This is a genomic window from Bacillus sp. FJAT-27986, from assembly GCF_001685035.1.
Taxonomy (GTDB): domain Bacteria; phylum Bacillota; class Bacilli; order Bacillales; family Pradoshiaceae; genus Pradoshia.
Genome location: NZ_MAYV01000001.1, coordinates 352,188 through 366,488 on the forward strand (window position 1 = coordinate 352,188; position 14,301 = coordinate 366,488).

A 14,301-nucleotide genomic window follows, 5' to 3' on the forward strand; every position below is an offset into this window, starting at 1 on the left:
CCTCTTTTAGCGAATGGACAACCCTTTACTTTTTTATTATATGATTCTTTACTAATTCAGATACCAGATCGGTTTCCCCCTGGTATACAAATCCTGCTCACTTCTTTTATACTTACAATGATCTGGCTAATAGACTTAGAATCATTTATAGACCACATAAACTGCTCTTCTAACTGAATTTATAACAGGGAAAAAACTCACACAAAATTATTCCCCACGAATGGCAGCGATTGCTTTCTTTCTATCATCCTTATTATATATAGCCGAACCTGCCACAAGAACTGTTGCACCTTTTTCAATGCACAACTTGGCAGTTTCCTCATTTACACCGCCATCAATCTCAATTTCGATAGACAAGCCTTTTTCTTTGATCATTTTATCCACCTGCTCGATTTTATCAAGGACACTTGGAATAAAGGCTTGTCCACCAAAGCCAGGATTGACCGACATTAAGAGGACCATATCAAGATCATCCAAAATATATTCCAAAACGGCAGGTGACGTCCCTGGATTTAATACTACCCCTGCCTTAACCCCATAGGATTTAATTAATTGGATCGTACGATGCAAGTGTGTACAGGCTTCCGCATGAACTGTTATATAGTCAGCACCGGCCTTTGCAAATGCTTCAATATATTGGTCAGGATTTTCAATCATGAGATGAACATCAAGCATTAATTTAGTGATGGGGCGTACAGAATCAACAATAAGTGGACCAATCGTTATATTAGGAACAAAATGACCATCCATAACATCGATATGAATCCAATCTGCTCCCCCTCTTTCTACATCCCGTATTTCCTCTCCCAATTTCGAAAAATCAGCTGATAATATGGATGGAGCAATTTTAACCATCGTTAATACCTCGGCTTTCTATCTTTTATTTCCTCCAGAAACTGCAAATAATGCTCGTATCTATATTTCTGGATTTCCCCAATTTCAACACCATGCTTTACAGCACATTTTGGCTCTTTTACATGCAAGCAGCCTCTAAATTTGCATTCTGAGCTTCTTTCCCTGATTTCAGGGAAACAGCCTGGCAGCTCCTCTGCTTCAATTTCAGTAAATTCAAGCGAACTAAAACCAGGTGTGTCAGCTAATAACCCATCACCAAGGTCAATAAGCTCCACATGTCTTGTTGTATGCTTCCCCCTGCCCAAATGGGAGGAAATGATATTAGTTTTCAAATTAAGAGAAGGATCAAGCACATTCAACAAAGAAGACTTGCCTACTCCGGATTGTCCTGCAAATACTGAGATTTTCCCCCTCAAGAAAGGCATTAACTCTGATACTCCTGCTTCTTCCAAGGAAGACGTTAATATAACATCATAGCCAATTGCCCTGTACTGATCGGCATATTCATGAATCCTTTTTTTTTCTTCAGGTTCCAGTAAATCCATTTTACTGATACAAATAATTGGAGCAATATTCTTCGATTCAACCAAAACTAAAAATCGATCCAATAAACTCGTACTGAAATCCGGTTCTGCAGCGGAAAATACGAGAATCGCTTGATCCACATTTGAAATAGGCGGACGTACCAATTCATTTTGGCGTTCTTTAATTTCCATTATATATCCATCTGTTGGATTTTCCGCTTGATAAATAACTGTATCTCCAACAAGCGGAGTTACCTTTTGTTTTCTGAAAACACCTCGGCCTCTGCATTGAATGATTTGACCTTCATCCGCTACATAATAAAAGCCGCTCAGTGCTTTAATAATTTTTCCTTCAGGCATATATTCCCTCCTTCAAAGTTAACTATCCGAATAACTAATAACGCCCTCATCATAAACACTGTTATCCTTTATAATCTTATACCCTGCTTTTCCATCATGCGGGATAGTAAATTGCAACGTTTTTTTGACAGTTGAAGTCATTTCAAACGTTTCAACAGGTTCTGTCATATTGTTATTTAAGTCCTCAATTAGGATGGTCACGGTTTGTGGCACACCGGCTAATTCTTCATCATACGTTATGGTAACCTCTTTACTCATAACCTTAGGAGGAATTTCTTCTTCTCCTTTTGAAACTGTTACTTTGACTTCCGACCCAATCTCAACAGCAGTGCCGGCAGCCGGTTCCTGGGAAATGACTTGTCCCTCTTTAATTTTCGAACTGTACTCCTCTTTTGCGATTGTAATCTTTAACCCGGTATCAGCCTCATAATCATCCAGTGCTCTCTGGTTGTAATCCGTTAAATCTTTCAGGGTGATTTTGGCTGGGCCGCTGCTTAGCGTTAATTTCAAAATGGTTTCCGATGGGATGACCTCATCCCCTTGCCTAGGATCCTGTTCAAGTACAGTCCCTACTTCTGAATCATCATTTACCCGCTCTATCTCAATATCTTTGAATCCGAAACCCTCAATGAGTGATTTAATATCTTCATAATTCCGATCCTCATAATCGAGAACTTCTACCTGCTCTTTGCCACTGCTGAAAAATACATTAATAACTGAACCTTCCTTAACGGTATCACCTGCTTCAGGATCAGTGTTTATAACATTTCCCGCGGCGATTTCTTCATCAGGCTTTTCAACCGTCTCACCGATTTCAAAACCTTGCTCAATTAGAGTCGACAGAGCGTTTTCCAATTGTTCATCCCTTACATCAGGTACTTTAACATCCTTTGCTGCGAGCATTCCCGGCAAAAACAAGACAGCCAGAACAGCAATCAAAATTAGACTGGCTAAAATAACCCCAATTATTTTAGGCCATTTTTTCTTTTTCTTAGGCTGTTGCTTTTGCTTTTTTGTTTTATCTTTCTTTTGCTTTTGTTTTTGCTTTTTGTTTTTTAACAATCCCTTTTTACCGCTTGATTGTTCCGCTGGTTCCATCATCACGGTATCTTCGTCCAGAGTCAGGATTTTCGTCTCATCATGATTTCCAAACATTTCATCGTTTGTAATAATCGGAATCGCTTTTGTCGCGTCATCATCACTTGGGATGATAAATTTGCTTTCATTTAATCTGTCTGGATTCAAGGCCGTTTCTATGTCTTGTTCCATTTCCTCCACACTCGAATATCGGTGAAATGAATCCTTTGCGGTTGCCTTTAGGATAATATTTTCCACACTTTGAGGTATAGCTGGATTCCATCGTCTTGGAGACGGTGTCTCTGATTGCAGATGCTTCAGGGCAATCGAAACAGCAGACTCACCGGAAAAAGGCAATCGGCCTGTAAGTAATTCAAACATCACTATCCCCAAAGAATAGATATCGGACTTTTTATTCGCCATACCGCCTCTTGCTTGTTCAGGAGACAAATAATGAACCGACCCAAGAACAGAGTTCGTTTGAGTTATGGACGTTGCACTAAGAGCCATTGCAATCCCAAAGTCAGTGATTTTCACATTGCCGTCATGATCAATTAATACATTATGCGGCTTAATGTCTCTATGTACAATATGGTTCTGATGGGCATGTGTGACCGCTGATGTAATTTGTTTCATAATATCCAAGGCTTTCTCAACCGGAATTGGCGAATAGGCTTGGATATATTGCTTTAAGGTCATACCATCGACAAATTCCATCACAATATAATATATATCGCCTTCTTCTCCAACATCATAAATACTAACAATGTTTGGGTGAGTCAGGCTTGTGGCTGATTGTGCCTCCCTATGAAAGCGCCTGATAAATTCCTCATCGTTGGAAAAGTCCATACGAAGAATTTTTAATGCTACATCACGATCAAGAATCATATCTCTTGCCAGATAAACATTAGCCATACCGCCTCCGCCAATCATACGGAGGATTTTATATCTATCGCTAATTCGTTTGCCGGTCAACATATAACTCACCCTCTTTCACTTTCAAAGCTGTGCAGAAGGATTACTAGAGTTATATTATCTTCTCCTCCGTTTTCATTAGCTTTTTGAATAAATGTATCTGCAATATGGTCTAAAGAATCATTGCCTGTAATAATGGTTTCTATTTCAGTTTCAGATAGTTTATCAGAGAGGCCGTCTGAGCATAATAACAGACGGTCCCCTTCCTCAAAACTGATTGTTTTAATATCTACATCCACACTATTTTCTGTTCCAAGAGCGCGAAGGATGACATTTTTTCTAGGATGATGTGCGGCGTCTTCTTTAGATATTTGACCGGAACGGACAAGCTCATTAACCAGGGAATGGTCTTCAGTTACTTGTTTAAACCCACTATCATTCAGCAGATAACATCTCGAATCTCCAACATTCACAATGGTGGCTGATTTGTCTGTACAAACTACGCCAACTATTGTTGTCCCCATTCCTTCACATTCCTCGTGTGCCATGGAGTGCTCAAAAATTTCATGGTTAACCCTTTTAACCTGCTCCTCCAAAAACAATTCGATTGAACTTGGTGAATCAGACTGCAACTCGGTTTCCCATGCTTCTTTTAGTTTGGAAACAGCCATTTCACTTGCTACATCACCAGCTTTGTGACCACCCATTCCATCGGCAATGACAGCAAAAACCATTTGAGAATTTTCCTTGTAAAATATACCGCCCTGATCCTCATTATGGATTCTCACCTTGCCCCGGTCTGTCCTAAAAACTGCCTTCATCCCATCACCTCGTCTCTTCTTTCCTCTCTTTTGCTCTTAGTTGTCCGCAAGCCGCATCAATATCATGCCCTTGCTCTCTTCTCGTAGTAACATTAACGCCTTGATCCTTCAATGTTTTTTCAAACAGATCGATTTGCTCTCTTGGTGTCCGGACATAATCCCGTTCTGGAACATAGTTGACCGGTATTAAATTCACATGGCATTTTATATCCTTGATAAGTGCCGCAAGTTCAAGCGCATGCTCTACTTGGTCATTTTCACCACCAAAGAGACCATATTCAAATGTAATCCTTCTGCCCGTTTTTTCAACATAATACTTAACAGCTTCCATTAACTGCGGAAGCTTGTAGGCTCTGTTAATAGGCATAAGCTTACTGCGAAGCTCAGTGTTTGGCGCATGCAGGGAAATCGCAAAATTAATTTGTAATTTTTCATCTGCAAATTTATATATTTTAGGAATGATTCCGCTAGTTGAAACCGTTATATGACGCGCTCCGATATTTAACCCTTTATCATGGTTAATGATTCGTAAGAATCCCATCATATTATCATAGTTATCGAATGGTTCCCCGATACCCATGATTACTACGGAACTAACACGCTCATTAGTTTCATCAAGGGCCTGCTGCACTTTTACAACCTGTGCAACAATTTCACCTGCTTCAAGATTTCGCTTTAACCCGCCCAGAGTGGATGCACAGAATGTACAGCCTATTCTGCAGCCAACCTGTGTGGTTACACAGACTGAGTTTCCATAATCATGGCGCATTAATACGGTCTCGATTGAATAACCATCCTTCAATTCAAATAAGAATTTAATCGTGCCGTCTTTTGATGTTTGCTTGATTAGTGTATTTAAAGTGGTTAATGTAAATGATTCTTCCAATTTTGTACGTAAATTTTTGGAAAGGTTCGTCATATCTTCATAAGTAGAAACCCTTTTTTCATATAACCATTCAAAAATTTGTGTTGCCCGGAATGCTTTTTCTCCGTTTTCTTCAAGCCATTCTTTCAGTTGATCTAATTGTAAGGAATATATAGATGGGAGTTGCTCCTGTTTCTTTACTTCCTTAGCTGTTGTTTGTTCCATTCCTTATGCCTTCTTTCGAATAGAAGCAATAAAAAATCCGTCGCTTCCAAAATATTGAGGTAGTACTTGCAAACTATTATCCATTATATAAGGTCTTACCGGTTCCGGCATTCTTTCCTTTAGGGTAAGATCCTTTTCAAACTCAGGATGCGCCTGTATAAACGCATCAATCACATCATTATTTTCATCATTGCCAACAGTACAAGTACTATAAACTATTGTACCGCCTTTTTTTACCAATTGGGATACTTGATGTAAAATATCAAATTGAATTTTCGCAAGCGCGCTCAAATCGTTCTCGCTTTTTGTATACTTGGCATCCGGTTTACGCTTTAACACTCCTAGTCCTGAACAAGGAGCATCCACAAGGACTTTATCAAACATCTCTGTTTCAAAAAATTCTTGAGTTTTTCTGGCATCCATTTGTTTGGTTACAATATTCGATAAACCAAGACGTTTTGCCTGCATATCAATTAATTTAGTTTTATGTGCATGAAGGTCAAGTGCGTAAATTTGCCCGGTATCGTTCATCTTTTCTGCCATATGCATGGTTTTCCCGCCTGGAGCCGCACAGCTATCAAGAATCGTATCATTTTCTTTCGGTGCTAAAGCATAAGCCACAAGCATGGAGCTCTCATCCTGAATACTAAAAAGCCCTTCTTTAAAGCTTGCTGACAAAGCCATATTACCTTTGAGGCAGCGAATTCCTTCTTCTATTAAAAGACTTGGTTCAACCATGTATCCTTCGCTTTTCAGCTTTTCCATCAATTCTTCCCTGCTGATTTTCGTCAGGTTTACTCTGCCGGTTTGAACAGGAGCGTGCAAGTTCTCCTCACACATTTCCTTGGTTTTAGCCACTCCAAAGTCCTCTGCCCACTTTCTTACAAGCCATAATGGATGGCTTGTTGAGACTGAGATTTTTTCCAGGGGATCTTTTATGTCATCCAATGATGGAACTCCTTCACGTTGGATAGACCTCAGTACACCATTAACCAATGAGGCAATTCCGCGATGGCCGCGTTTTTTTGCAATTTCCACTGCTTCATGGATAGCAGCCCGATCAGGAACCCGATCAAGATAAAACATTTGAAAAACTGTCATTTCAATGAGCAATAACACCCAGGATTGAAGCTTTTTAGGGTTTTTGATAAACGGTTTAACATAGTATTCCAATGTCATTTTCCGTTGTATCGTTCCATACGTCAGCTCGGTCAACAACCCTACATCCTGTGGGGAGAGTTCATTTTCTTTTATGGCATGGTTTAATGATAGATTACTGTATGCCTGGCTTTTTTCGACAGACACCAGAATATCAAGCGCAACTTCTCTTACATTCTTTTTTTGTGGCATTCTTTATTCTCCCAATTTCATTCCTGTTGATATGATTGCAGTACCTCGGAGCATCTGTTCAGCAGTCATTCTCTTTTTACCAGCTAGTTGTAAATCAGTAATTTTGATTGCTGTATCATTTCCTGTCTTCACAACGAAACCATCTTTTTCGATATCAAGCACTTCACCGGCACTACCTTGCTTGGCGGTCTTCACTTTTTCGCCCCACCAAACCTTTAAAACTGTTCCATTTAACAAAGTATAGGCTACAGGCCATGGATGTAAACCGCGGATATGGTTATAAACCTCTTCTCCGCCTTGTGCCCAATCGATTAATTCCTGTTCTCTTTTAATATTGAAAGCGAAGGTAGCATCTTCCTCATTTTGTTTAATTGGAGTGATTTCTCCATTCAATAATTTTGGAATGGTCTCAGAAACCAGTTGTGCACCAGCTTTACTCAATTTATCATGTAAACTGCCTGTATGGTCAGTTTCCTCAATTGGAACTTCTACTTTTGACAGCATGTCACCTGCATCCAGCTTTTCTACCATGTACATAATGGTTACACCTGTTTTTTCTTTCCCTTGCATGATTGCATAGTGAATAGGTGCACCACCACGTAATTCAGGCAGTAAGGAGGCATGAACGTTTATACAACCATACTTTGGAGCCTCTAATAAACGATTCGGCAGGATTTGTCCAAATGCCGCGGTAACAATTAAGTCTGGATTTAAAGCAAGTACCTTGTCAACTTCTGAATCCACACGAATTTTTTCTGGCTGGAGAACTGGAATACCATGTTTCTCGGCTGTCACCTTTACAGGAGGTGGTGTCAAAATGCGTTTCCGTCCAACCGGACGGTCAGGCTGGGTTACGACACCAACGATTTCATATCCATCATTTATTAAACGTTCTAATACACCGACAGAAAAATCAGGTGTTCCCATAAATATTATTCTAGTCATTCTACTTCATACCCTTCTAACTCTTCTTCACTTATATAACGCACAACTTTTGAAGTAAATAAGATTCCTTCCAAATGATCCATTTCATGTTGAATAGCTCTGGCCAAGTAATCCTCAGCTTCTAAAATATACGTTCGTCCCTGACGATCCTGTGCTTGTATCTTAACATATGCAGGTCGTTCAACCTCTCCATACAGATTGGGAAAACTTAAACAGCCCTCCACATCACGATCCTTACCCTTCGTGGAAAGAATTGTCGGATTAATTAATTCAAATGTTCCAGACTCATCATCTACATCAACAATCGCTACTCTAATATTTTTGCCGATTTGCGGCGCAGCCAATCCCACGCCATCCGCGTCTATCATTGTGTCGTACATATCATCAAGTAACTTCGCTAATTTACGATCAAAAACTTCAACCTTTTTACAGGGAGTTTCAAGAATTTTATCCGGATGTTTTACTATAGGTAATACTGCCACTTATTCTTTTCCGCCTTTCTATTTACATCATAATGAACGGATTGACATCAATCGATAATTGTAACCCTGATTGGGTGGCATTACGTCCATATGTTTCATTCAATTTTTTTAAAATTGTACTTAGATTAGGTTCCCGCTTGTATTTTATCAGACATTGGTACCTATATCTATTGTTGATTCGAGACATTGGGGAAGCAGATGGTCCAAATACAACCGTTTCCGGCCCTACCTGCCGCTTAATAAATGCTGCTATTTTCTCGGCTGCTTCCACCGTTTTCATCACATCTTCATGAGAAATTGTTAAAAGCGCGATATAATAATAGGGAGGATAGTCATTTTGTTTCCGTAAGAACATCTCTCTCATAAAGAAACCGTCATAATCCTGCTCTGATGCCAGTTGAATGCTGTAATGTTCAGGAGTATAGGTTTGAATTACCACTTCGCCTGGCAATTCATGTCTTCCGGCACGCCCACTGACCTGCGTTAGTAGCTGAAAGGTACGTTCTGATGAGCGGAAGTCAGGTAAGTGCAGCATTGTATCTGCAGTAAGAACCCCTACCAAAGTCACTCTTGGAAAGTCGAGGCCTTTGGCAATCATCTGCGTACCAAGAAGAATATCTGCTTGTCCATCTTCGAATTTTTTCAGCAACGCTTCATGTGCTCCTTTGCGTCTGGTTGTATCCACATCCATTCGAATGACTCTGGCATGCGGCAGCAATTTCCCCAGCTCTTCCTCAACCTTTTGAGTTCCTGTACCAAAAAAACGGATATGGTCACTGCCGCAGTCAGGACAAACCTCTGGAACCCGTTCTTCAAGACCGCAATAATGGCATTTCATAAGCGCTTGAACACGATGATATGTCATTGATATATCACAATTTGGACATGTAACTACTAGTCCGCAGTTTCGGCACATCACAAAGGATGAATGTCCTCTTTTATTTAACAAGAGAACAGTCTGTTCCCCTTTGTCTACACGATCCTTCAGCTTTTCAAATAATAGGCCGGAGAACATCGAGCGGTTTCCCCCTCTCATTTCATCCCTCATATCAACGACTGAAACAGCTGGTAAAGCCTGATCGTTTACTCTGCTATTTAATGTTAACAACGTATATACACCTTTTTTCGCTCTTGCAAAACTCTCCAGAGACGGTGTAGCACTGCCGAGGACAACCGGACAATTGTGATAGGCCGCCCGTTTAAGTGCTACATCGCGTGCATGATAACGAGGTGTTTCTTCCTGTTTATAACTACCCTCATGCTCCTCATCAATAATAATCAGACCTAAATTAGTAAACGGTGCAAATACAGCGGAACGGGCACCAACTACAACCTTAACTTCTCCGCGTTGTATTTTGCGCCATTCATCATATTTTTCACCATGAGACAGGCCGCTATGTAATACGGCTACCAAATCTCCAAATCGTCGCTTAAATCTAGTCACCATCATGGGTGTTAAAGAAATTTCGGGCACCAAAACAATGGCTTCCTTCCCTTTATCTACGATTTGCTTGATGGATTGTAAATAGATTTCCGTTTTGCCGCTTCCCGTTACACCATACAATAGGAAATTTTCATTTCGATTTTCCTTTATAGCTAACTTAATCGGATTAATAGCTGCCTGTTGGTTATCTGTTAACTTCAGGCATTGATCCTTTGTAAATTGGCCTTCCGCATATGGATTACGATATTCCTCTTTCTCAGTAATCTGAACGATTCCTTTTGAAACAAGAGGTTTGATGGCAGAGGAACTGTTAATATTCGTTTCTTCCAGCACTTTTGCCAGCAATTGCTCTCCAGGATGTTCTACAAGATAGGATACTAGTTTTTTCTGATTGCTGGCATTCGCATTTAAGTGGTCTAATTGTTCAAGCAACTCGTTCCTTGTTAGCAATGACGCTATATATTTTTGCTTTTTTATTTTTGTTTTATCAGATACCTGAACAGTAATTTCAAGATTTCCATTGTCAATTTCAGTCTTTATACAGGACAAAAGCTCGTCATTTTGAATCTTAATCCAGCTGACGGCTTCCGCTTTACTGAACAAATACTGGATTTGTATTGGGAGATCATTTGTCTGCTTACCTGGAGCAAGCCGGATTTGTTTTTCATACTTTGCTTTCAATGCTGCTGGAAGCATTGCCTGGAATGCTGATATTTTAAAACACATCGTCTCATCCGCGAGCCAATGTCCTACATCCAATAATTCGTTATTTAGCGCTGGTTCAATATCTAATAAACTGCTGATTGATTTTAAGCCCTTTACTTCTGTATGCTCCTTTATTCTTACGACGAAGCCAAGCAACTTCCTTGGGCCAAAAGGAACTGTCACTCGCATTCCCTCACGAATAATGCCGGCCCATTTTTCCGGGATTTTATAATCGAATGGACGGTCCGTTTGCTGGGCCGGTACATCTACGATTACTTCTGCTATCATAAAGAGTGATCCTCATTTACTTGCAGTGATTCTATTTCTTTCAATATTTCTTTGGCAACTTCAGCTTTACTTAGTAAAGGAAGTTCTCTGAAACTGCCATCCTTTTTATATAAGGTAACAATATTGGTATCCGTTCCGAACCCGGCACCTTCATGGGTCACATTATTAGCGACAATCATATCAGCATTTTTCTTAACCAGCTTTTTCTTTGCATACTCATCCAAATCATTCGTTTCAGCTGCAAAACCTATCAAGATTTGGTTTGTTTTTCTCTTACCAACCTCTCGGAGAATATCCTTTGTACGAGTCAGTTCAAGCGTACTGTCGCCTGCTTGTTTCTTCACCTTTTGATTCTCATAAACAGCTGGTTTATAATCAGCTACAGCAGCTGTACCAATAATAATATGCTGCTCATCCATTACATCCATTACCGCTTCATACATTTCGGAAGCACTTTCTACTTTAATTACTTTGACACCTGCAGGAGCGTCCAATGACACCGGGCCTGACACCAATGTAACCTCAGCTCCCATGCTTCTTGCCACCTCCGCTAAAGCATATCCCATTTTACCGCTCGAAAAATTGGATATATAACGTACCGGGTCGATTCGTTCACGGGTTGGACCAGCTGTAATCAGGACTTTTCTGCCACTTAATGATTTCTTTTCTTCAGCAAAAAAATCTTCTAAATTAGCAACAATTGTTTCGGGTTCTTCCAGCCTTCCCTTACCAACATACCCACAGGCTAAATAGCCTTCTGAAGGCTCCATAAATAAATAGTCATCTTCCCGTAGCTGCGCCATATTTCGCTGTACAGCTTTATGGTGATACATATGGACATTCATAGCCGGGGCAATCATAACAGGCGCCGTTGCTGCCAGCAAGGTAGTTGAAATCATATCATCGGCAATTCCATTTGCCAATTTCCCTATAATATTGGCTGTAGCAGGTGCAACCAGAATGACATCCGCCCAGTCAGCGAGCTCAATATGTGCGATTTTACCAGGGATTTTCTCGTCGAATGTATCTATATAAACATCGTTTTTGGATAAAGCCTGAAAAGTTAACGGCATCACGAATTTAGTTGCTGATTCACTCATTATTACCTTTACTTGCGCACCGGCCTGAACAAGTTTACTTGTTAAGGCGGCCGATTTGTATACAGCAATACCTCCTGTTACACAAACAAGTATCTTCTTATTATCAAGCATCTAATCACTCCATAACTGGTATTCTTGAGAATTCCTTTATATACATCTTTTATATCATATATTATCTATTAAATTTGCACTAATATGTTTTACTATAATTCGAAAACATATCATCAGCCAGCAAAAAAAAACAACCTTATTATCAATCGTAAGGTTGTTTTTTCGAAAGCATTGCCTATTAAAAGTCTTGACGACCTTCAGTTACCACTCGATACGTTAAGTCACCAGAATGGATTTCCTCAAGCGCTTTTCCAACATATTTATGAGATACCGGCTTTGCAATTTTTGTGCTTTCTCCAGATTCCTGCATATAACGTGCACGTTTAGCTGCAACGGATACCAAAGAATATTTAGAATCAATTTTTGTCAATAGTGAGTCAATAGATGGGTATAACATATTATTTATCATCCTCCAATAATTTTTTGTATCTTTTTTCTACTCGTTCACGGCGTAGATGTTCAGCCACCACGATTGCATTGATGCGCTCGCACGCATGCTCTACACGATCATTTTCAACTACATAATCGTAAAGATTCATCATTTCGATTTCTTCCCGAGCCGCTTTCATTCGGTTACGGATTAACTCATCTGTTTCCGTGCCTCTTGTTACGATTCGATTTTCAAGCTCCTTAAGGCTTGGCGGAGCAAGGAAAATAAATAAACCGTCAGGAAACTTCTCACGAACCTGACGCGCTCCTTGTACTTCTATTTCAAGAAATACATCCTTGCCTTCATTTAACGTTTGGCGAACGTATTCAATTGGTGTGCCATAATAATTTCCCACATATTCAGCATGCTCCAAAAGTTCATCATTGGCAATCATATCTTCAAATTGTTCCTTTGATTTAAAGAAATAATCCACCCCATCAACTTCTCCCTCACGAGGTTTTCTGGAAGTTGCTGAAATTGAATATTGAAAATCAACATCCGGCTGAGAAAAAATCGCCTTTCTGACTGTACCTTTCCCCACTCCAGATGGACCTGATAAAACTATTAATAACCCTTTTTCCTCCAAAACAATCACCTATCCTTCCAACACGCTCTCATCACGGTCATGTAACCTCGCAGCCACGGTCTCCGGCTGTACCGCTGAAAGAACCACATGGTCACTATCGGTTATAATCACTGCGCGTGTTCTTCTTCCATATGTAGCATCTATAAGCGAACCCTTGTCCCTGGCATCCTGAATAATCCTTTTAATAGGTGCAGATTCAGGACTTACAATGGTAACAATGCGATTAGCAGAAACTATATTCCCAAATCCAATATTAATCAACTTTATGGACATTGAAGCAGCCTCCATCCCTCTTACCTAGTGTATGCTTGTATGTACTGTCATAAACTGTATTATTCTACATTTTGAACCTGTTCCTTCATTTTCTCAAGAATTGTTTTCATCTCGACAACTTTTCTTGCAATTATTGCATCGTTTGCTTTAGAGCCGATTGTATTTGTTTCCCGATTCATCTCCTGGATGAGAAAATCAAGCTTTCTTCCAATCGGACCGCTTGCCTCCAATGATTCTAGAAATTGTGCAATATGGCTTTTCAACCTTGAAACTTCTTCATGTATGTCTGCTTTATCTGTAAATAAAGCTACTTCTGTTAACAGCCTGTTTGGATCAAAGATATCTCCAACTGCTTCTTCAAGCTTTTGTTTGAGACGGCTGCTATATTGCTTAACAACTTCCGGTGCACGCTCCCTGACATCCTCAACCTCTGCATCAAATTTTTTAATATGCTCAGTTAAATCGCTCTTTAGGAACTCACCTTCTGTTTCCCGCATATTTGACAAGCGAGAAGCAGCTTTTTCTACCGTACCAAGCAGCATTTTCTCAAGATCGGCATTAACTTCTTCCTTCTCATCAATAGAGATAATATGTTCGAGATGAAGCAAATCAGTCATCTCCGGTTCTGCAAACGCACTGTACTTATTATTGAATTCAGTAGATATATTCATGAATTGGTCAATTAAATCCCAATTAGGTGTCATCGTTCTTTTAACGGTTCCTTCACCCTGAAGGCTGATAAATACTTCTATTCTACCTCTATGCAGCTTTTGCTGAATAATCTTTTTAATCCTGTCTTCATACATGAGCAGTTGACGAGGTGATCGGATACTGCATTCAAAAAAACGATGATTCACACTTTTCATCTCAATGGTTATGGATAAAGAATCGTTTTCTGTCTTCGCTCTTCCATACCCTGTCATGCTTAAAATCATCCGGCCCCAG

Annotated in this window: 14 protein-coding genes; all 14 read right to left on the reverse strand. The window is 39.9% G+C overall.

The annotated features are described in order from the left end of the window. Positions 1–207: 207 nt before the first annotated feature. The gene (gene rpe / locus A8L44_RS01640) at positions 208–855 is read right to left on the reverse strand and encodes a ribulose-phosphate 3-epimerase (RefSeq protein WP_066100577.1); all 648 of its coding nucleotides are present in this window, start codon (positions 853–855) and stop codon (positions 208–210) included. A 2-nt stretch (positions 856–857) separates the two neighbouring features. Further along, positions 858–1,739: a ribosome small subunit-dependent GTPase A gene (gene rsgA, locus A8L44_RS01645; RefSeq protein WP_066100580.1), complete on the reverse strand. Its 882-nt coding sequence runs from the start codon at positions 1,737–1,739 to the stop codon at positions 858–860. Between the two features lie 18 nt (positions 1,740–1,757). Further along, positions 1,758–3,794 (reverse strand): Stk1 family PASTA domain-containing Ser/Thr kinase, encoded by a 2,037-nt coding sequence (gene pknB, locus A8L44_RS01650; protein ID WP_066100585.1) that lies wholly within the window; start codon positions 3,792–3,794, stop codon positions 1,758–1,760. Positions 3,795–3,799: 5 nt separating this feature from the next. Continuing rightward, complete coding sequence (locus tag A8L44_RS01655) at positions 3,800–4,552, reverse strand: Stp1/IreP family PP2C-type Ser/Thr phosphatase (RefSeq protein ID WP_066100586.1); 753 nt, start codon at positions 4,550–4,552, stop codon at positions 3,800–3,802. A 4-nt stretch (positions 4,553–4,556) separates the two neighbouring features. Further along, a complete protein-coding gene (gene rlmN, locus A8L44_RS01660; RefSeq protein WP_066100590.1) occupies positions 4,557–5,642 on the reverse strand; it encodes a 23S rRNA (adenine(2503)-C(2))-methyltransferase RlmN in 1,086 nt (361 codons plus the stop codon). Positions 5,643–5,645: 3 nt separating this feature from the next. Then, entirely contained in the window at positions 5,646–6,992 is a 1,347-nt protein-coding gene (gene rsmB, locus A8L44_RS01665; protein ID WP_066100593.1) for a 16S rRNA (cytosine(967)-C(5))-methyltransferase RsmB, read from the reverse strand. Between the two features lie 3 nt (positions 6,993–6,995). Then, complete coding sequence (gene fmt / locus A8L44_RS01670; protein WP_066100596.1) at positions 6,996–7,937, reverse strand: methionyl-tRNA formyltransferase; 942 nt, start codon at positions 7,935–7,937, stop codon at positions 6,996–6,998. Continuing rightward, a complete protein-coding gene (def, locus tag A8L44_RS01675) occupies positions 7,934–8,419 on the reverse strand; it encodes a peptide deformylase (protein ID WP_066100599.1) in 486 nt (161 codons plus the stop codon). Before def ends, fmt begins: the two co-directional genes overlap by 4 nt. Positions 8,420–8,441: 22 nt before the next feature. Further along, positions 8,442–10,856 carry a primosomal protein N' gene (priA, locus tag A8L44_RS01680; RefSeq protein WP_066100600.1) on the reverse strand — a complete coding sequence of 805 codons (2,415 nt, stop codon included), beginning with the start codon at positions 10,854–10,856 and terminating at the stop codon, positions 8,442–8,444. Next, the gene (gene coaBC, locus A8L44_RS01685; protein WP_066100603.1) at positions 10,853–12,067 is read right to left on the reverse strand and encodes a bifunctional phosphopantothenoylcysteine decarboxylase/phosphopantothenate--cysteine ligase CoaBC; all 1,215 of its coding nucleotides are present in this window, start codon (positions 12,065–12,067) and stop codon (positions 10,853–10,855) included. The genes priA and coaBC overlap by 4 nt, the downstream gene beginning before the upstream one ends. Positions 12,068–12,245: 178 nt before the next feature. Then, positions 12,246–12,464 (reverse strand): DNA-directed RNA polymerase subunit omega, encoded by a 219-nt coding sequence (gene rpoZ, locus A8L44_RS01690; RefSeq protein ID WP_066100606.1) that lies wholly within the window; start codon positions 12,462–12,464, stop codon positions 12,246–12,248. Between the two features lies 1 nt (position 12,465). Further along, positions 12,466–13,083 carry a guanylate kinase gene (gene gmk / locus A8L44_RS01695; RefSeq protein WP_066102291.1) on the reverse strand — a complete coding sequence of 206 codons (618 nt, stop codon included), beginning with the start codon at positions 13,081–13,083 and terminating at the stop codon, positions 12,466–12,468. Positions 13,084–13,092: 9 nt separating this feature from the next. Next, positions 13,093–13,356 carry an extracellular matrix/biofilm regulator RemA gene (remA, locus tag A8L44_RS01700; RefSeq protein WP_066100607.1) on the reverse strand — a complete coding sequence of 88 codons (264 nt, stop codon included), beginning with the start codon at positions 13,354–13,356 and terminating at the stop codon, positions 13,093–13,095. A gap of 59 nt (positions 13,357–13,415) precedes the next feature. After that, positions 13,416–14,291 (reverse strand): YicC/YloC family endoribonuclease, encoded by an 876-nt coding sequence (locus A8L44_RS01705; RefSeq protein ID WP_066100608.1) that lies wholly within the window; start codon positions 14,289–14,291, stop codon positions 13,416–13,418. Between the last annotated feature and the right edge of the window lie 10 nt (positions 14,292–14,301).

Excerpts from the sequence above, each read along its gene's own strand:
- coaBC (WP_066100603.1), bottom strand. The coding sequence starts at position 12,067 with ATGCTTGATAATAAGAAGATACTTGTTTGTGTAACAGGAGGTATTGCT.
- pknB (WP_066100585.1), bottom strand. The coding sequence starts at position 3,794 with ATGTTGACCGGCAAACGAATTAGCGATAGATATAAAATCCTCCGTATG.
- priA (WP_066100600.1), bottom strand. The coding sequence starts at position 10,856 with ATGATAGCAGAAGTAATCGTAGATGTACCGGCCCAGCAAACGGACCGT.
- A8L44_RS01655 (WP_066100586.1), bottom strand. The coding sequence starts at position 4,552 with ATGAAGGCAGTTTTTAGGACAGACCGGGGCAAGGTGAGAATCCATAAT.
- remA (WP_066100607.1), bottom strand. The coding sequence starts at position 13,356 with ATGTCCATAAAGTTGATTAATATTGGATTTGGGAATATAGTTTCTGCT.
- fmt (WP_066100596.1), bottom strand. The coding sequence starts at position 7,937 with ATGACTAGAATAATATTTATGGGAACACCTGATTTTTCTGTCGGTGTA.
- rpe (WP_066100577.1), bottom strand. The coding sequence starts at position 855 with ATGGTTAAAATTGCTCCATCCATATTATCAGCTGATTTTTCGAAATTG.
- rsgA (WP_066100580.1), bottom strand. The coding sequence starts at position 1,739 with ATGCCTGAAGGAAAAATTATTAAAGCACTGAGCGGCTTTTATTATGTA.
- rpoZ (WP_066100606.1), bottom strand. The coding sequence starts at position 12,464 with ATGTTATACCCATCTATTGACTCACTATTGACAAAAATTGATTCTAAA.
- rlmN (WP_066100590.1), bottom strand. The coding sequence starts at position 5,642 with ATGGAACAAACAACAGCTAAGGAAGTAAAGAAACAGGAGCAACTCCCA.
- A8L44_RS01705 (WP_066100608.1), bottom strand. The coding sequence starts at position 14,291 with ATGATTTTAAGCATGACAGGGTATGGAAGAGCGAAGACAGAAAACGAT.
- rsmB (WP_066100593.1), bottom strand. The coding sequence starts at position 6,992 with ATGCCACAAAAAAAGAATGTAAGAGAAGTTGCGCTTGATATTCTGGTG.